The sequence below is a fragment of the Stenotrophomonas nitritireducens genome (assembly GCF_001700965.1).
GTDB classification, from domain to species: domain Bacteria; phylum Pseudomonadota; class Gammaproteobacteria; order Xanthomonadales; family Xanthomonadaceae; genus Stenotrophomonas; species Stenotrophomonas nitritireducens_A.
The window spans coordinates 3,713,792-3,731,196 of sequence record NZ_CP016756.1 but is presented as its reverse complement, the minus strand read 5'-3'; the positions used below and the strand labels follow the sequence as shown (position 1 = coordinate 3,731,196).

General features: G+C 64.5%; 11 protein-coding genes. 5 read left to right on the top strand and 6 right to left on the bottom strand.

The window, feature by feature from the left end; translation table 11 throughout:
* Positions 1–26: 26 nt before the first annotated feature.
* Both BCV67_RS15895 and BCV67_RS15890 read right to left on the bottom strand, forming a co-directional pair.
* Positions 27–650 carry a glutathione S-transferase family protein gene (locus BCV67_RS15895; protein ID WP_062168464.1) on the bottom strand — a complete coding sequence of 208 codons (624 nt, stop codon included), beginning with the start codon at positions 648–650 and terminating at the stop codon, positions 27–29.
* A 64-nt stretch (positions 651–714) separates the two neighbouring features.
* Positions 715–1,407 (bottom strand): helix-turn-helix transcriptional regulator, encoded by a 693-nt coding sequence (locus tag BCV67_RS15890; protein WP_062168466.1) that lies wholly within the window; start codon positions 1,405–1,407, stop codon positions 715–717.
* A 203-nt stretch (positions 1,408–1,610) separates the two neighbouring features.
* Here BCV67_RS15890 and BCV67_RS15885 point away from each other — a divergent pair, with 203 nt between their 5' ends.
* Positions 1,611–3,257: a catalase gene (locus tag BCV67_RS15885; protein WP_428999482.1), complete on the top strand. Its 1,647-nt coding sequence runs from the start codon at positions 1,611–1,613 to the stop codon at positions 3,255–3,257.
* A 157-nt stretch (positions 3,258–3,414) separates the two neighbouring features.
* A complete protein-coding gene (locus BCV67_RS15880; RefSeq protein ID WP_062168468.1) occupies positions 3,415–4,023 on the top strand; it encodes a DUF937 domain-containing protein in 609 nt (202 codons plus the stop codon).
* Between the two features lie 508 nt (positions 4,024–4,531).
* On the opposite strand, the gene BCV67_RS15875 is transcribed toward BCV67_RS15880, so the two are convergent.
* Complete coding sequence (locus BCV67_RS15875; protein WP_062168470.1) at positions 4,532–4,939, bottom strand: RNA-binding S4 domain-containing protein; 408 nt, start codon at positions 4,937–4,939, stop codon at positions 4,532–4,534.
* Positions 4,940–5,045: 106 nt separating this feature from the next.
* On the opposite strand from BCV67_RS15875, the gene BCV67_RS15870 reads away from it, so the two are divergent.
* Positions 5,046–6,533 carry an MATE family efflux transporter gene (locus BCV67_RS15870; RefSeq protein ID WP_062168472.1) on the top strand — a complete coding sequence of 496 codons (1,488 nt, stop codon included), beginning with the start codon at positions 5,046–5,048 and terminating at the stop codon, positions 6,531–6,533.
* Between the two features lie 522 nt (positions 6,534–7,055).
* Here the strand turns inward: BCV67_RS15870 and BCV67_RS15865 are convergent.
* The 3 genes from BCV67_RS15865 to BCV67_RS15855 form a co-directional block, all read right to left on the bottom strand.
* Positions 7,056–8,411, bottom strand: a complete 1,356-nt coding sequence (locus tag BCV67_RS15865) for a Gfo/Idh/MocA family protein (RefSeq protein WP_062168473.1) — start codon at positions 8,409–8,411, stop codon at positions 7,056–7,058.
* 117 nt (positions 8,412–8,528) lie between these two features.
* Complete coding sequence (locus tag BCV67_RS15860; RefSeq protein ID WP_062168489.1) at positions 8,529–11,510, bottom strand: TonB-dependent receptor domain-containing protein; 2,982 nt, start codon at positions 11,508–11,510, stop codon at positions 8,529–8,531.
* 119 nt (positions 11,511–11,629) lie between these two features.
* Positions 11,630–14,992 (bottom strand): TIM-barrel domain-containing protein, encoded by a 3,363-nt coding sequence (locus BCV67_RS15855; protein ID WP_062168495.1) that lies wholly within the window; start codon positions 14,990–14,992, stop codon positions 11,630–11,632.
* A 315-nt stretch (positions 14,993–15,307) separates the two neighbouring features.
* On the opposite strand from BCV67_RS15855, the gene BCV67_RS15850 reads away from it, so the two are divergent.
* The gene (locus BCV67_RS15850) at positions 15,308–16,462 is read left to right on the top strand and encodes an SIS domain-containing protein (RefSeq protein WP_062168497.1); all 1,155 of its coding nucleotides are present in this window, start codon (positions 15,308–15,310) and stop codon (positions 16,460–16,462) included.
* Positions 16,455–17,405: an ROK family protein gene (locus BCV67_RS15845; RefSeq protein WP_062168499.1), complete on the top strand. Its 951-nt coding sequence runs from the start codon at positions 16,455–16,457 to the stop codon at positions 17,403–17,405. Before BCV67_RS15850 ends, BCV67_RS15845 begins: the two co-directional genes overlap by 8 nt.

Below are 17,405 nucleotides of genomic sequence, written 5' to 3'. Positions count from 1 at the left end.
GGCTCGGTTGCCCCCAGCTTCGCGGCTTACGCCGCTCCTACCTGCGGGATCAACGCATCGTCCTTGGCATTGCCGCGTACCGCCGCCGGGCGCTGCAGATGCGCCGCGACGTAGTTCTCGAACGCCGCCAGCGGTTCCAGCTCGCCAACCCGCATGTAGTAGCTGAGGAAGGCCACCATGTACAGGTCGGCCACGGTGAAGCTGTCACCGACCAGATACTTCCTGCCTTCCACGGCACCTATCAGGGTGCGCATCAGGTCGGCCTCGCTGCCGTAGCCCGCTTCCATCGCCGGCGCCAGTGCGCCGTGGCGGCGTGCGGTGATGAACGATTCCACCGGCCCTGCGGCGAAGAACATCCAGCGGTAGCACAGGCCGCGCTCGGCGCTGCCCACCGGCGGCAGCAAGCCCTTGTCCGGCACGAGGTCGGCCAGGTGCAGGCAGATGGCCGCGTTCTCGGTCAGCACCACATCGCCTTGGCGCAGTGCCGGCACCTTGCCCATCGGATTGATCGCCAGGTATTCGGGCGACTTCATGCTCTTGCCGTACTCCAGCACCACTTCGTCGTAAGGCAGGCCGGTTTCTTCCAGCATCCAGCGGGCGATACGGGCGCGGGAGTAAGGATGGGTATAGAACGTCAGCGTGTTGCTCATGGCAGGCACCTTGTTGGAAGAGCCTGCAGTGTGCGCAGGGTCTGCTGACAGCGGCTGTCAGCAGTCACGCCTTGCGGTGCTGCAGCTGCAGTGCCTTCCAGCGCTTGAGCAGGCTGTGGCGCTGATCGGGATAGCGGCGGCCGGTGTCCTCCAGCGACTGCATGCGGTCAGCGCGGAAGTGGCGGAAATCACCACGCATCTCGCACCAAGCGGCGAGGAACCGCATGTCGGCCATGAACGCCATCGCAAACGGCCAGATCACCCGTTCGCTGGCCTGCCCTTCGGCGTCGCAGTACTGGATGCGCACCGCATTGCCTTCACGGATCGCACGCCGCAGTGCTGGCAACCACGGTTCGGGTTCGCTGCGCTTCCATTGCGGGGCGAACAAGCCGCTGGTCTCCACCTGCAGCCGCAGCGGCCCGGGCAATACGCCGGTGAGCCGGTCCAGCGCCGTGCCGGCCGCAGCCGCCAGTTCCGGATCGGCATGCGATACCACCCAGCGCGCCCCCAGCAGCAGGGCTTCCAACTCCTCGGCCGAGAACATCATCGGCGGCAGCAGGAAGCCCGGCCGCAGCTGGAAGCCAACGCCGGGGTCGCCGACGATCTCCGCGCCCTGCCCGCGCAGCGCATCGATGTCCCGGTACAGCGTGCGCAGGCTCACCTCCAGCCGTTGCGCCAGTTCGGCACCGCGCACCGGCGTGCGGCGGCGCCGCAATTGATCAAGCAGATGTAGCAAACGGGTGGCGCGCTGGCTCATGGAACGGTCCGGTGAAAGCGGGTACAGCAGCGATGCGGTCGGAAAGCGTACCCGGCATCGCGCTACAAACAGGCAGAACTGATCCAAGCATCCTGACTGATAGACAAGCCCTATGGCAACGAGCGGATCATTTGATTACTCATTTAACGGTCCGGTGGTTAAAGTCGGTACGAGATCTTCCCCAACGCCAGCAGGAGCCAGCCATGAGCAACGACACCAAGCCGACCTGTCCGTACCACAGTGCCCCCTCGCCCGAGCAGGCTGCGCAATCCCAGCGTGACACCAGCACCACACCCAAGCAGAAGCATGGCGACGCACCGGTGACGCCAATGACCACCGCCTTCGGTGCGCCGGTGGTGGACAACCAGAACAGCAAGACCGCCGGCCCGCGTGGCCCGCTGCTGATGGAGGACGTCTGGCTGCTGGAGAAGCTGGCCAACCTCAACCGCGAGATCATTCCCGAACGCCGCATGCACGCCAAGGGCTCCGGCGCGTTCGGCACTTTTACCGTCACCCATGACATCAGCAAGTACACCCGCGCCAAGATATTTTCGGCAGTGGGCAAGCAGACCGAGATGTTCGCCCGCTTCACCACCGTGGCCGGTGAGCGCGGCGCGGCCGATGCCGAACGCGACATCCGCGGCTTCGCGCTGAAGTTCTATACCGAAGAAGGCAACTGGGACCTGGTGGGCAACAACACGCCGGTGTTCTTCCTGCGTGACCCGCGCAAGTTCGGCGACCTCAACAAGGCGGTCAAGCGCGACCCGCACACCAACCTGCGCAGTGCTCGCAACAACTGGGACTTCTGGACCCTGCTGCCGGAAGCGCTGATGCAGGTCACCGTGGTGATGAGCGACCGCGGCATTCCGCGCAGCTTCCGTCACATGAATGGCTTCGGCTCGCATACCTACAGCTTCACCAATGAAGGCGGCGAGCGCTTCTGGGTCAAGTTCCATTTCGTCACCCAGCAGGGCGTGCAGGCACTGACCGATGCACAGGCCGAGGTACTGGTTGGCAAGGACCGCGAAAGCAATGGCCGCGATCTGTTCCAGGCGATCGAGCGCGGCGAGTTCCCGAAGTGGAAGCTGTTCGTGCAGGTGATGCCGGAGCTTGAAGCGGAAACCTACCGTATCCATCCGTTCGACCTGACCAAGGTATGGCCCAAGAGCGATTACCCGCTGATCGAGGTGGGCGAATTCGAGCTCAACCGCAATCCGGACAACTGGTACATGGACGTGGAGCAGTCGGCCTTCGCACCGAGCAACCTGGTGCCAGGCATCGGCCCCTCGCCGGACAAGATGCTGCAGGCGCGCCTGTTCGCCTATACCGACGCGCAGCGCTACCGGCTGGGCGTGAATCACCACCAGATTCCGGTCAACGCCGCCCGCTGCCCGGTCTTCAGCAACCACCGCGACGGCGCCATGCGCGTGGACGGCAACTACGGCGGCCTGCCGCACTACGAGCCCAACAGCTATGGCCAATGGCAGGAGCAGCCGCAATACCGCGAACCGGCCTTGAAGATCCGTGGCGATGCCGACTTCTGGAACTTCCGCGAAGACGACAATGACTACTTCAGCCAACCCGGTGCGCTGTTCCGCAGCTATAACGCCGAGCAGAAGCAGCGCTTGTTCGAGAACACCGCCCGTGCCTTGGGCGATGCGCCGGACTTCATCAAGCAGCGTCATATCGACAACTGCAACAAGGCCGACCCGGCCTATGGCGCCGGCATTGCCGCCGCGCTGAAGAAGCTGGCGGACGCAGCCCCGCCCGCCGATCCGTTCGCACCGCCGCCGCATCCGGGCAGCGACTTCCCGACCGGCACCCCGGGCGCCGAGGACATCGAGCTGTAAGCCCGGCCCGATGACGCCACGCTGATAACGCACCGCCCGCCACGCGCGGGCGGTGTTGTTTCCGCCCACAAGCCAACACGCCACTGGCCTCTTCACTTACGCCCCCTTGCGGGAGTTACCATGCCGGTCGGCAACCCACCCTTCAAGGATCCACCCGATGAGCCTGACCGACGACCTTCTCTCCCAACTGCAGGGCGCACCGCTGCAGCAGGTTTCGCAGCAGCTGGGCATCGACAGCCAGCAGGCCTCGACCGCGATCAGCGCCGCGCTGCCGCTGCTGATGGGCGCATTGGGCAACAACGCGGCCAAACCGCAGGGCGCTGAAGCCCTGTTCGGCGCCTTGCAGAACAACCACAGCGGCCTGGACATCGGCAGCGTGCTGGGTGCGGTGATGGGCGGCGGCAACAGCCCGGCTGCCAATGGCGCCGGCATCCTCGGCCACATCTTCGGTGGCAACCAGGACCGCGCCGAAACCGGCCTGGCCCAGGCCACCGGTCTGAGCCCGAGCACCTCCAGCCAGTTGCTGAAGATCCTCGCCCCGATCGTGATGGCCTATATCGCCCAGCGCATGAGCAGCGGCGGCGCAGCGGCCAACCCGGACGGCCTGGCGCAGGTCCTGGGCCAGGAGAAGCAGCAGGTTGCGCAGGCCGGCGGCATCGGCGGCGGCCTGCTGGGCAGCGTGCTGGACCAGGACGGCGACGGCCAGTTCGGCGTCAGCGACCTGATCAAACTGGGCAGTGGCCTGCTGGGCAGCGGCAAGCGCTGAGCAGCGGAAGCTTGAATGAAAACGCCACCGCAAGGTGGCGTTTTTGTATATGTAGTGCCGAGCCATGCTCGGCAGAGGCTTTACCGGTAATGCTCCTGCCGAGCATGGCTCGGCACTACATATCCCGCTTTTGCTTTCGGCACTACAGATCGCGCTTTTGCTTAAAGCCCCTCTCCCGTTCACGGGAGAGGGGTCGGGGTGAGGACGGCTTCTGGTGCTTCACCGGCAATGCCCCTGCCAAGCATGGCTCGGCATTACAGATCCCGCTTTTGCTTAAAGCCCCTCTCCCGTTCACGGGAGAGGGGTTGGGGTGAGGGCGGCTTCTGGGGCTTCACCGGCAATGCCCCTGCCGAGCATGGCTCGGCACTACAGATCCCGCTTTTGCTTAAAGCCCCTCTCCCGTTCACGGGAGAGGGGTTGGGGTGAGGGCGGCTTCTCGGGCTTCACCGGCAATGCTCCTGCCGAGCATGGCTCGGCACTACCTGGTGCCGCCCCTTGCCGAGCGTCCTCAGAGCGCGTCCAGATCACCCAGGGCGCGGATCAGGCGCCGGGCGCGCTTGTCGGGGCGGTGCTCCGGGGCCTGGTAGCCGGTGCGTTCGGCGGCACGGCGCAGGCGCAACTCGTCGCGTGCCTGTTTGGACGCAGCGGTTTCCTCATACAAGGCCTGCGCCACCGGCGCCGAGCCACGGGTGTCACTCAGCCCCCTTACCGCGATCTCGAAAATCTCATCACCACGCTGCACCCGCAGCGCGTCACCGACGCGGATGGCACGGGAGGATTTGGGGCGCTGCCCTTCCACATCGACCTTGCCGGTGTCGACGGCCTGCTTGGCCAGGCTGCGGGTCTTGAAAAAGCGCGCAGCCCACAGCCAGACATCAAGACGGATGCTTGCCACTGGTACGACGTCACCACTCATTGCGTTGCCTTGACTCCATGGTTGCCATCCAGGCGGTGATACCTGCCACCGCCGCCCTCACCCGCAAAATGCTAGTGTGCCAGCCCAGATCCCGACAACGTTGTCCATGTCGAAAGCCAAGCAAACCCGCTCGCTCACCGAAGGCCCGATCGGGCGCAGCCTGCTGATGTTCGCCCTGCCTATTCTGGCGGGCAACATCGCACAGTCGCTGAACGGCTCGGTCAATGCCGTCTGGGTCGGCAAGTTCCTCGGCGAGGCAGCGCTGACTGCCACCGCCAACGCTAACAACATCATGTTTTTCCTGATCGGCTCGGTGTTCGGCATCGGCATGGCCGCCACCATCCTGATCGGCCAGTCGATCGGCGCCAAGGCCCTGCCGCAGGCGCGGCGGGTGATGGGCACCAGTGCTACCTTCTTCATCGGCCTGTCGGTGGTGATTGCAGTCCTGGGCTGGTTCCTGTCGCACCGCTTGCTGCTTGCGATGGGTACACCGGCCGAATCATTGCCGATGGCCGATGCCTACCTGAAAGTGATCTTCCTGGCGATGCCGCTGCTGTACGCATTCGCCTTCATCACCGCCGCCCTGCGTGGTGCCGGCGATGCACGCACGCCGTTCCGCTTCCTGTTGCTGTCGGTATTGCTGGATATCGCGTTCAATCCGGTACTGATCTTCGGCCTGGGGCCGTTCCCGAAGCTGGGTATCGCCGGTGCGGCCTGGGCCACGTTCTTCTCGCAGGCGCTGGCGCTGGCCGGGCTGATGCTCTACCTGCGCAACAAGCGGCACATGCTGTGGCTGGGCCGCAAGGATATCGGCCTGCTGAAAATCGACACCGTCATCCTCAAGGCGCTGGTGATCAAGGGCGTGCCGATGGGCCTGCAGATGATCCTGATCTCCCTGGCGATGATCATGATGATCAGCATGGTCAATGGCTACGGCGTGGAAACCGCATCGGCCTACGGCGCGGCAATGCAGCTGTGGACGTATGTGCAGATGCCGGCGATGGCCATTGGTGCGGCATGTTCGACGATGGCCGCCCAGAACGTCGGTGCCGGCCGCTGGGAGCGGGTAGATGCCACCGCGCGCACCGGCGTGCTGTTCAACTTCCTGCTGACCGGCGCGCTGATCGCACCGATCATTCTGTTTGATCGCAGCACCCTGGCGCTGTTCCTGCCGGCGGCCAGCGAAGCGCTGGAGATCGGCCGCCATCTGAATCACATCGCGGTATGGTCGTTCCTGTTCTTTGGCGTCAACTTCGTGGTGTCCGGCGTGGTCCGGTCCACCGGCGCGGTGGTGCCGCCACTGCTGATCCTGGCGGTGGCGATGTGGGGCATCCGGGTGCCATTCGCACTGTGGCTGCAGCCGCGGTTTGGTGCCGATGCGATCTGGTGGAGTTTCCCGGTCAGCGCGTTCTGCTCGATGCTGATGATCATGAGCTATTACCGCTGGGGCAACTGGCGCAAGGCCAGCATCCTCGGCAAGCAGGCGCACGCCACGCCGGCGGAAGTGCCCGCCACGCCACCTTCGCCAGTGGCCGATCCGGATCCGGAACTGGAACTGGAACTGGAACGAAGCGAGGCAGCTGATCGCGCGTAGCGCGTGGGCTTTACCGCTAAAGCGTGGCGCTGAGAGCGCTGCCGGTGTTGTAGGAGCGGCGTAAGCCGCGAAGCTGGCATTGTGCGAAAGGCCTGAAAGCCACCCCTCCCCAGCCCTCCCCTCCGCCTACGGCGCAAGGGAGGGGGTGTAGTGCCGAGCCATGCTCGACAGAGGCATTGCTGGCGAAGCCCCTGAAGCTGCCCTCACCCCACCCCCTCTCTCGTGAACGGGAGAGGGGCTTTAAGCAAAAGCGGGATCTCTAGTGCCGAGCCATGCTCGCCAGGGGCATTGCCAGTGAAGCTCCAGAAGCTGCCCTCACCCCAACCCCTCTCCCGTAAACGGGAGAGGGGCTTTGAGCAAAAGCGGGATCTGTAGTGCCGAGCCATGCTCGGCAGGGGCATTGCCGGTGAAGCCCCTGAAGCTGCCCTCACCCCAACCCCTCTCCCGTGAACGGGAGATGGGCTTTGAGCAAAAGCGGGATCTGTAGTGCCGAGCATGGTTCGGCAGCACAGGTGCTTCTTATCAGTAGCTGCCGTCGAAGGCGAAGATCGGCTTGCGCTGCTGCCACAGGCCCTTGGTGAAGTCCGGGAACTCCAGGGTCTGGAAGCTGTTGGCAATCGACTGCTCGGACAGCGGAGTGATCGCGCTCCAGGTCACGGCGTCGTAGATGTCGATCGGCATTGACGCCTTGGCCTTCAAGGCTTCAATGAAGGCATGGATCACGAACCAGTCCATGCCACCGTGGCCGGCGCTTGCTGCGGTATCAGCATGCTGCTTCCACAGCGGGTGCTCGTACTGGTCCTGGTAGGTCTTGAACTCTTCCCACTGGTGCGGCGGGCTACGGCCTTCGATGTGGATGCCGTGGTTGACGTCCATCCACAGGCCCTTGGTGCCCTGCACGCGGAAGCCCATCGAGTACGGGCGCGGCAGCGAGGTGTCGTGCTGCAGCAGGATGGTTTCGCCGTTCTCACAGGCCAGCGTGGTGGTGACGATGTCACCCAGCTTGAAATTCACCTTGGTGCTCGGATGGCTGGTGCCACCGCTCTTGGCCACGGTGTAGTCGTGCAGGCCGCGCGCCTTGCTGGCGAACGCATTGATATGGGTGAAGCGGTTGCCGCGGTTGATGCCGGTATACATCGCGCACGGGCCGATGCCGTGGCTGGGATACAACTCGCCATTGCGCTGCACGGAATGCTCGGTGCGCCAGCGCGCCTCCGACCAACCCTTGGCACCAAACTCCACGCCGCTGTCATAGGGCTGCGACGGATCGCCGGAATTGAATTTCACCCCGCGCAGGTCGTGCTGGTAGCCGCCCTGCAGATGCACCAATTCGCCGAACAGGCCTTGCCGCACCATCTGCAGTGCCGCCATCACGTCGCGGCGATAGCAGACATTCTCCAGCAGCATGTACGGGGTACCGGTGCTGAGCTGGGTATTGAGTACATCCCAGTGGTCCTGCAGGGTGATGCCAGCGACCACTTCGCAGCCCACCGCCACCTTGGCCTGCATCGCGGCAATCGCCATCGGTGCGTGCAGCTCCCATGGTGTGGCGATGATCACGCCGTCCAAGCCACGCTGCTCCAGCAGGCGCTTCCAGGCATTCTGGTCGCGGTCGGCACCGTAGGCCTGCGGCGCCTTCTTGCCGGCCTTGGCCACCATCTCCATCGCACGGCCGAGCATGATCGGTTCGATGTCGCACAGGGCAACCACTTCCACGTCGTCACGGCGTACCAGTTCCTTCAACAGCACCTGGCCACGCATGCCGGTGCCGATCACGCCCAGCCGCATCGTGCGGCCGCGTGCCCAGGCCGGGGTTTCCGGCAGCAGACTGGTGGCGGCGAGGGCCGCGCTGGCCATGATGAATTCCCTACGCTTCATTGTGTTTCCTCTTTCATGGATCTTGCCGGTGATGGCGTGCATGCCACGACCTTGCTGACGTTGTCACTGTCTTCCCCCTCATGCAATGCATGAGGGGGAAGCGATGCTGCGTACTGCTCAGAACTTGTAGGTCGCGGTGACGCTGTAGATGCGGCCGAAGTTGTTGGCATAGCCGGAGAAGTTCATCCAGTCGTTCGGGTCGTAGAACGGCAGGCGGTTGAATACGTTCTTCACCGTTGCGCCCACGCTGAGGTGCTCGTTCGCCTGCCAGTTCACACTCAGGTTTGCCGTCCACCAGGATGGCGCTCCGTGGCACTGTTTCGGCCCGGCGTTGACGTAGCTGCCGGTACAGGTTTCAGCGTTGTTGTCCTCCTGGTCAATGCGGTCGTAGGCCCACTTGGTCTTGCCGACATAGTTGATGTAGAAGCCGGTATCCCAGTTGCCGTAGTTCCAGTTGGCGTTGAAGGTCGCACGCACGCGCGGGTTGTTGTAGTAGCCGACGGTGTTGCCGTAGTACCAGCCATCACCGTTGTCGGAGTTGTACATGTTGCGGTTGGCAATGGTCGCGGCAACGCCGGTGGTCAGGCGGCCCCACTCACCCAGGTCAAAACGCGCACGCGCATCGACATCGAAACCATCGATCAGCGTGCGGCCACGGTTGCGGTACTGGCCGATCACGCTGGCCACATTGCCGGTACTGTAGCCCGGCAGGGTCGACGGACAGCTGACGCCGCTGGCCGGATCGCTGCACATGCTGGCCAGCGCGGCCAGGTTGGCAAGGTCGGTCTCGGTGATCGGGAAGCGCGTCTGCGCACTGATCTCTTCTTCCTTGCTGTAGTCCGGTGCGACGATCTCGTCACGACGATAGACAAACCAGTAGTCAGCCGACACCGACAGCCAATCGGTCGGTTCCAGCACGAAGCCCAGGGTCGCGATCTTGGCCTTCTCCGGCTTCAGGTCCTGGTTGGGTTGGGTCATGCGCGCGACGTTGCGGGCACAGTCGCTGTTCCAGAGGGTGTTGCCCAGGTCCTTGTCCACGCCACGGTTGGACTGGCGCAGCAGCCCGGCGATGGCATTGGTTTCGGCACATCGCGTTTCGTCGCGGTAGCCACCAATCTGCGCATACACGCCGCCGCTGCCGGCTTCGGCCAGGCTGGGTGCGCGGAAACCTTCCGAATAGGTACCACGCAGCATCAGCTGCGGCAGCGCCTGGTACTTCAGGCCGATCTTGGGCGCGGCATTGGTGCTGAAGCCGGGGTACTTGTCCAGGCGCAGTGCCAGGTCCATCTCGAGCTTGTCGGTGAGCGGTGCCACGGCTTCGCCGAAGATCGCATAGGTATTGCGCTTGCCGTCGAACCACGAGCCACCCTGCTGGGTGATCAGGCCATTGGCAGCGTCCGGGTTGCCCGGCGTGTAGAAGGTCTCGCGGGTGGCATTGAAGCCGAACGCCGCACGCACTTCACCGGCCGGCAGGTTGAACAGCGGGCCTTCGATCTTGCCGTCCAAGGTATGCAGGCGCGTCCACGACTCGATATCAAACGTCGGGAAGGCTTCACGGATCAGCGCTGCATTGGCCTGGCTGATCTCACCGAACTTGTACGCGGGATGATCGGAGATGATGACGCGGCCGCTGCCCGGATCGACGGTATACGGGCCAAAGGCCTTCTCGAAGCCTTTCAGGTTCACGTTGGTGGTCTGGTAGGTCACCGAATGCGAGCCAGCAGTAGCGAACGCGGTCTCCCAGTTCCAATCACCCACATTGCCACGCAGGCCGGTGACCGCGCGGTAGCTCTTGTCGGTGTTGCGCTGACCGAAATGGTTGCCGCCCACATCCTGCAGCAGATAGCCCAGGCCAACCACGCCACCCATCAAGGCTTTCAGTTCAGGACTGGCGTGGTTGTACTCGTTGTTCGGCCCCAACCAGGGCGTCAGGAACTGGTTGACGGTATTGCCGGTGTTGCGCGAGAACCAGCTCTGCGGATTGCCAGTGGTGGTGCCATAGGCGCGCGGCGTGCCACCGTTGGCGCGCAGGTCGATGTCGGTGTACGTCAGTTCGGCGAATGCCTCGGTCGCATCGTTGACCCGGAAATGGCCGTTGAGGTAGGCCGTCATGCGCTTTGAATCGGCGCCGCCATTGATCTGGCTGGTCATCCAGTCCTGCCAGATGCAGCGGGTGCCGGTGGCAACCTGCAGCACGTTCTCGCAACCCGGGGCGGCTTCGTCCACGCGCGCCTTGGTGACCGGATCAATGGCGTAGTAATAGCCGGGATTGAACACGCCCGGTGCGCTGCCGGTGTCCAGCCGCAGGTTCTTGATGTAGTCCGGGTTATTTACGTAGTACTGCTTCGGATGCTTCAGGTACCACTCGCGATTGGGGATGCCGGCACGCTCGTAAAGATTGACGCTGCCGTAGACGTTGTAACCGTCCTCATCCATGTCGCCGAAGCCGCCGGTCACGCTGGCCTGCTTTTCATCAAAGGACTCAAAACGCGGCGCGGTGTCCCAGGTGCCGCTGACTTCCAGCCCCTGGTAGCTGCGCTTGGTGATGACGTTGATGACGCCAGCTACCGCGTCGGTGCCGTACACCGCCGAGGCGCCGTCGGTCAGCACTTCCATGCGCTCGATGACCGCAGCGGGGATGGAGTCGATGTTGACGAACTGGGTCTGGAAGCCCGCCGGTGCGCCGTAGTACGACAGGCGGCGACCGTTGAGCAGCACCAGCGTGCCCTGTGCACCCAGGCCACGCAGATTGGCCTGCGAGGCGCCGTCGGAGCCGGAGAACAATGATTTGGAATCGACCTGCCCCGGACGTGCTGCCGGCAGGTTGTCGAGCACCTGCAGCAAGGTGCGCGCGCCCATGTTGACGATGTCCTGCTTGCTGATCACCTGCACCGGCGATGCGGTTTCCACATCGGTACGGCGGATGTTGGAACCGGTGACCTCGATGCGCGACAGCTCGGTGGTCTTGTCCTTTTCCTTTTCCTTCTCGGCGCTGCTCTGCGCGAACGCAGGTGCGGCGACGGCGAACAACACGCTGGCGACAGCCAACGATAGCGGGGCTGGCAAACAGCGTTTGGCACTGCGATTGGCTGGCAACATCGGGTTCTCTCCTGGCAAGGGCACGCAAAAAAACAGCAGATGGCGGGCAAAGCGATCCCATGCCACGGTTCTTGGGCCGTAGCCGGGGTAATCCGGTGGGGAGCGGTGTTACGGGTGGGTCATGGCGCGAGGATGTCGGCGGAATCGCCCTCCTCGCCGATCAGTACGGCATTGGCCCAGTTGGCGCACACCTGGGACGGTTGGCTGCCCTGCGCGCCCAAGGTGCGCAGGCTGAGTCTGGACAGACCGCGGATGTCGAGCTCGGGCTTGACCACACCCGGTGCTTTCACAAAGCCGCTGTCATAGAGCAGGCGATCATCGCCCCATACCTGGAACTGCAGGCCACCGGCCTGACGGCATTGGTCATCAACACCCAGGTCGGCGCGCAGTGTCTTCCACTGGCCCTTCAACTTCATGTCGATGCGGCTTTGTGCACCGACGCCAAGACCGCGACGAAACTGCAGGTCATTCATGCGCATTGGCACTTCAGCGGCGAACGAGCGGTCGGCATGCACCTGGGCGGCCAACACGGCCGGCAGCGGCAGCTGGGAGAGGTATAGCTGCCGCGCCGGCCGCTCGGCCGTTTGCTGCTCGAGGATATGGAAGGTGGACAGTGCAATCGGCCCAACATCGCGTGGCTGCAGTGCATCCACCGCACGTGCGGCATTGCCCTGTGCTGCGGTCACCATCGGATCGGCTGCGCCGGCGCCGTCGCCTTCCGGGTTCTGCACGCTGAGTACGCGGAAGCGCAGCAGCCGGCCGGCATGGGCCGGGAAGTCGATGCGTTGCACGCCTTCCTTCAACTGCAGGTGCCCGCGTGCGATGGGCTGGCCCCATTCGCCATTGCTGTCGCCCATGTAGATTTCGTAGTCGCGTACCTGACCGTGCTTCCAGTTCTTGTCGTTTCGCGGGGCCAGCTCGATGCCGTCGATCAGCTTGCGCTCGCCAAAGCCCACCACCCATTCGTGGGCACCCGTGCGGATGGCCTGGTTGCGCACGCTGCGGAACCACGTCGCCGGATCGTCGTCGAATGCGTTTTCCAGCGGATGGCCGGGCTCTTCGGCCGGGCGGTTGACCACCAACAGGCTGTCGGAGGGCAGCGCGCGGCCGAGTTCCGGCGCGTTCGGGAAAGCATCGTCGGCCAGTGCGGCAGCTATCGGGAAATCCAGCTGCAGTTTCAGTGGCGCACGGATGTCCTGGCTGGCAGTGCGCACATGCAAGGTGCCTTTGCGCTCACCGGCATCGAAGTACCAACCTTCTGCTGCGGCCTGCAGCGCAGCGGCATCGGCCAGCTGCGGCAGCGCGCGACCATCCTGCTGCACCGCCTTGGGCGCGCTGCGGTTGAGCACGCGCAGACCATAGCGTCGCTGCGCCAGCTGGCCCTGGTACTCGCCCTGCACCGGTGCGATCTCGACCTGCACCGGGCCACTGCCCTGCGCCGGTGCCTGCACGCGGATCTGCTGCGTGCTGGATTCGCCCTTCTGGTAACGGCGGGTGCTGCCATCATCTTCGTACAGCGTGTAGCTGGACTCGCCCTGCGGATACAGATCAAAACTCACTTCATCCAACGGCTTTTCGCCGTCGAACAGCATCTCCGGGTACATCGGCAGGATCGCACCGGCACGCACGAATACCGGCAGCGTCGCCAGCTCGACCGGGCGATCCAGCTGCCGGCCTGCGGCACCGGCCTGCAGATGGCGGCCATCCCAATAGTCGTACCAACCGCCGGCAGGCAGATGGATGTCGCGGCGCCAGCCACGGCTTGCCGCCTGGCTGCGGTAGACCGGCGCAACCAGCAGATCGCGGCCGAGCAGGAACTGGTACTTGTAGGTTTCATCCTGCGCATGCGGGTCCTGCGGGTTGTCCCACATCAGCCCGCGTACCGGCGGCGCGCCAGTCTGTGCAGCCTCGTGCACCAGTCCGTACATATACGGGGTCAGCCGCATTTTCAGCTTGAGGTAATCGCGGTTGATCGAACGATAGGGTTCGTCGAACCACCACGGGTGCTTGCGCGCGTTCGCCGACCAGCCGGACATGCCCATCAGCACCGGCGTAAAGGTCTTCCACTGCAGGTCGCGGGTGAAGGTTTCGGCGCTGCCGCCGAAGATCGCATCGACATCGCCGCTGGCGTAGGCCATGCCGGACAAACCGGAACCCACCAGGGTCGGCACGTGCCAGCGGATGTAGTCCCAGCTGCTGCTCTGGTCGCCGGTCCACGCCACCGCGTAGCGCTGGATGCCAGCCCAACCCATCACCGTCCACAGGAACGGGCGCGAGTCGGAATTGTTGAGGATGCCGTCGAAGGCCTGGCGGTTGGCATCCATCGCGAACTGATAGCCCTGACCGGTCCAGGCCACGTCCAGCTTCTGCACGCGGCTGCCGGCCTTGCTTACTTCCCAGGCGATCTTGTCGACGCCGTTCTCGGTCCACAGACCGGTTTTGAAGCCGTACTTGGCTAGCCCCTGCGCGGTTTCCGGCAACTGCTTGTAGCCGCAGCCGTAACCATCGTTCGGCAGGATCCAGCCACCGGGCATATCGTATTCGCGGTACTTGGCGGCAACGCTGTTGACCACATCGATGGTGGTGCCGGTGGGGCCGTCGCTCCAGCCTTCGGGCACGCTGCCAGGCTTCTTGATGTTGTCGCCGTCGTTGTAGCAATCGGCATCGCCGTAGGACAACGCCCAGCGCGCGACCATGTTCGGCCGCCCGGTCAACTGCGTATAGCGCTCCAGCAGCCGTTGCAGATCATTGCCGACGAAGTAATACGCGTCGAAGCGGTCTTCGCGGTGCAGCAGCGTGGCCTGATCGGGCTGGCGCAGGTCGTAGCTGCCATCGCTCCAGGTGTTGCGCAACATGCCCCAACCGCGCGAACTGAGCAGCATCGGTGCCGGGCTCGGGCGGTCACCCTCTTCCCAGCCACCGGAATAGGAAACTTCAAGCTCGCGGCCCTTGAACTGGAAACGGCCGTTCTGCTGACCGCCTCCGTAGAAGGCTTCATCGGCCTGCGAGGACAGCACCTGCACGGTTTGTTCGGCAGCCAGGTCCAGCGGCTGCTGTTCCTGCCACAGCGGTACCGGCTTGCCGCCGTCCAGCCGCTCCAGGCGCAGCTGCAAGGGCTGTCGCTGCACATGCAGGACCAGCGCCGGGGTACGCACGCGGATTTCCTGCGCGTCTTCCTCCAGCTGTGCCTGCACCGGCTGTACTGGCTGCGGCAACACGATGGGGGCCGCCTTGTCACCGGCTCCGCTCAACTTGCCGTTGCGGCCGGCCTGCACGTGCACGATGTCGTTGGCCAACACCTCGATGCGCAGGGTGCTGCCGTTGTCATTGCGCACGTCCCAGGCGCGTACGCCGTCGCGGCCATCACTGGCAGCGACCGAGCGCAGGTTGCCGATGGGCTCGGCCTGTGCGGTCACTGCCGTCAACAACAGGGCCGAAAGCAGGGCCAGCAACAGCGGCGATTGACGAACGCAGTGTTCCACCTTGCCTCCAACCCGTTCAACGGGCGTTTCGAAACCGAGTGCGCCGACTCTAGGGCAGTAAATCGAAAGATGTCAACAAAATGAAAGCCAAAGATAAGTAAGATTTCTTCCATACGAAAGATGGTGCAGAGCAACACCTTTCATATCATCCAGCTGACTGTATTCATTGCTGCGAAAGCGTTTCGCGAGAAACCTTTCGCTTGGGACGATTCTCAAGCGGGCAAACCCGCTGAATTATTTTCTTTCGCTTTACTTTCGCTATTTGACATTTCGAAAGAAAAGAAAGATCGTGCGCTGGCCAAACAGGAATCACACATGGATGCCACCCTGCTTCACGATCTGACCGCCTGGCAGCGCCTGGGCGGAGCCGATACCGCCCGCGAAATCGCCCAGCAGCCCGCGCTGTGGGAAACCCTTGCAGTTGATCTGCAGCAGGCCAGCACGCGCCTGCAGGATTTCCTCGGCCAGCGCCTGTCCGACCCGCGCCAACGGGTGATCTTCACCGGTGCCGGCAGCTCCGGCTTCATCGCCGAGATGGTGGCCGACAGCATCAACGCGCAGTGGCCGGCTGAAGTACGCGCCGTGCACACCACCAGCCTGCTCACCCACCCGGCGCTGTATCTGCAGCGCGACCGCCCGACCCTGCTGGTGTCGTTCGGCCGCAGCGGTTCCAGCCCGGAAAGCGTGGCCGCCGTCGATCGCGTGCGCGCCGACGTGGACGACGCGCGCTTCCTCGACATCACCTGCAACGCCGACGGCGAACTGGCCCGCCGTGGCGCCGACCGGGACGACACCTGCACGTTGCTGATGCCGGCCGCCAGCTGCGACCGCGCCTTCGCCATGACCAGCAGCCTGAGCTGCATGCTGCTGGCCGCACTGAGCGTGTTCGACAGTGCACCGTGGGCCGAACGCGTACATCACCTGCAGCAGGTTGCCGCGCTTGCGCGCCAGGGCCTGCGCAACTGGGATGCGCCGGTCGCCGCCTTGGCCACGCAGCCGTACAACCGGGTGATCTACCTGGCCAGTGGCCCGCTGGAAGCCCTCGCCCGCGAGGCCGCATTGAAGGTGCTGGAACTCACCGCCGGCCGCGTGCTGGCGCTGGCCAATACGCCGTTGGGTTTCCGCCACGGCCCCAAGTCCACGCTCAACGATGAGACCTTGGTGGTTGTACTGCGCAGTGCCGAGCCGCTGTCACGCCGCTACGAACAGGACCTGCTGGAAGAACTGCGCGCTGATGGCGTCGCCGGCAAGGTGTTGTCGATCGGCCCGCATTCGGATCTGGGCATCCACGACGATTATTCCTTGCCGGTAGCCGGACTGCCCGACAGCTGGCTGGCGCCGGTATGGCTGCCGTTCGCGCAGTTGTATGCCCTGCAGCGCTCGGCCGCACTTGGGCTGACGCCGGACAATCCGTTCCCCGACGGCACCGTCAACCGCGTGGTCAAGGGCGTCACCATCCACCATGGCTGATACCCGCGCACCAGCCTGTTACGGCATCGACATCGGCGGTACCAAGATAGAACTGGTGGCCTGCGATGCCGCCCTGCAGGTTGCGTGGCGCAAACGCATCGCCACCCCGCAGGGCGATTACAGCGGCTTCCTGCAGGCGGTAGAAATGCTGGTGGGCGACGCCGATGCAGAACTCGGCCAGCGCGCGCAGGCCATCGGCATCGCCCTGCCGGGCGTGCGCGAACGCCGCAGCGGCCGCCAGCTCAGCGCCAACGTACCGGCACTGACCGGCCAGTGCGTCGCTGCCGATCTGCAGGCGCGCCTGCAACGGCCGCTGCACTTCGGCAACGACCTGCAGTGCTTTGCCTTGTCAGAAGCACATGGCGGCGCGGCCGATGGCTACGCCAGCATGTTCGGCGCCATCCTCGGCACCGGCGCCGGTGGCGGTTATTGCCTGCATGGCAAGCTGGTGGGTGGCTTCAACGGCCTGGCCGGTGAATGGGGCCACTGGAGCGTGCCGGCCAACCTGCTGCAACGCCATGGCCTGCCTCTGCTGGCATGCGGCTGCGGCCTGCAGGGCTGCGTTGAGCGCTACGTCTCCGGCAGCGGCGTGGCGATGATCGAACGCCACCTCGGCGGCACCGCCGCCAACGCCAGCGAGGTCATCGCCCTGGCCGAGGCTGGCGACAGCCGCGCCAGCAACGCGCTGGACATCCACCGTGATCTGCTTGGGCACAGTTTCGCCGCGCTGATTCTGGCGCTGGACCCGCACGTGATCGTGCTGGGCGGCGGCCTGTCGCAGTACGCGCCGCTGTACCAGCAACTCCCCGCGGCCATTGCCGCACATCTGTTCAATGGCGTGGAAGTGCCCCCCATCGTGCCGCCACGCTTCGGCGATGCCGGCGGCGCACGTGGTGCCGCCCTGCTTGCCTGCCAACCCGCTTACCTGATTCCCGGAGCCTGA

Coding starts and splice junctions, on each gene's coding strand:
- BCV67_RS15860 (WP_062168489.1), bottom strand. CDS start 11,510: ATGTTGCCAGCCAATCGCAGTGCCAAACGCTGTTTGCCAGCCCCGCTA.
- BCV67_RS15885 (WP_428999482.1), top strand. CDS start 1,611: ATGAGCAACGACACCAAGCCGACCTGTCCGTACCACAGTGCCCCCTCG.
- BCV67_RS15845 (WP_062168499.1), top strand. CDS start 16,455: ATGGCTGATACCCGCGCACCAGCCTGTTACGGCATCGACATCGGCGGT.
- BCV67_RS15880 (WP_062168468.1), top strand. CDS start 3,415: ATGAGCCTGACCGACGACCTTCTCTCCCAACTGCAGGGCGCACCGCTG.
- BCV67_RS15895 (WP_062168464.1), bottom strand. CDS start 650: ATGAGCAACACGCTGACGTTCTATACCCATCCTTACTCCCGCGCCCGT.
- BCV67_RS15865 (WP_062168473.1), bottom strand. CDS start 8,411: ATGAAGCGTAGGGAATTCATCATGGCCAGCGCGGCCCTCGCCGCCACC.
- BCV67_RS15870 (WP_062168472.1), top strand. CDS start 5,046: ATGTCGAAAGCCAAGCAAACCCGCTCGCTCACCGAAGGCCCGATCGGG.
- BCV67_RS15875 (WP_062168470.1), bottom strand. CDS start 4,939: ATGAGTGGTGACGTCGTACCAGTGGCAAGCATCCGTCTTGATGTCTGG.
- BCV67_RS15850 (WP_062168497.1), top strand. CDS start 15,308: ATGGATGCCACCCTGCTTCACGATCTGACCGCCTGGCAGCGCCTGGGC.
- BCV67_RS15890 (WP_062168466.1), bottom strand. CDS start 1,407: ATGAGCCAGCGCGCCACCCGTTTGCTACATCTGCTTGATCAATTGCGG.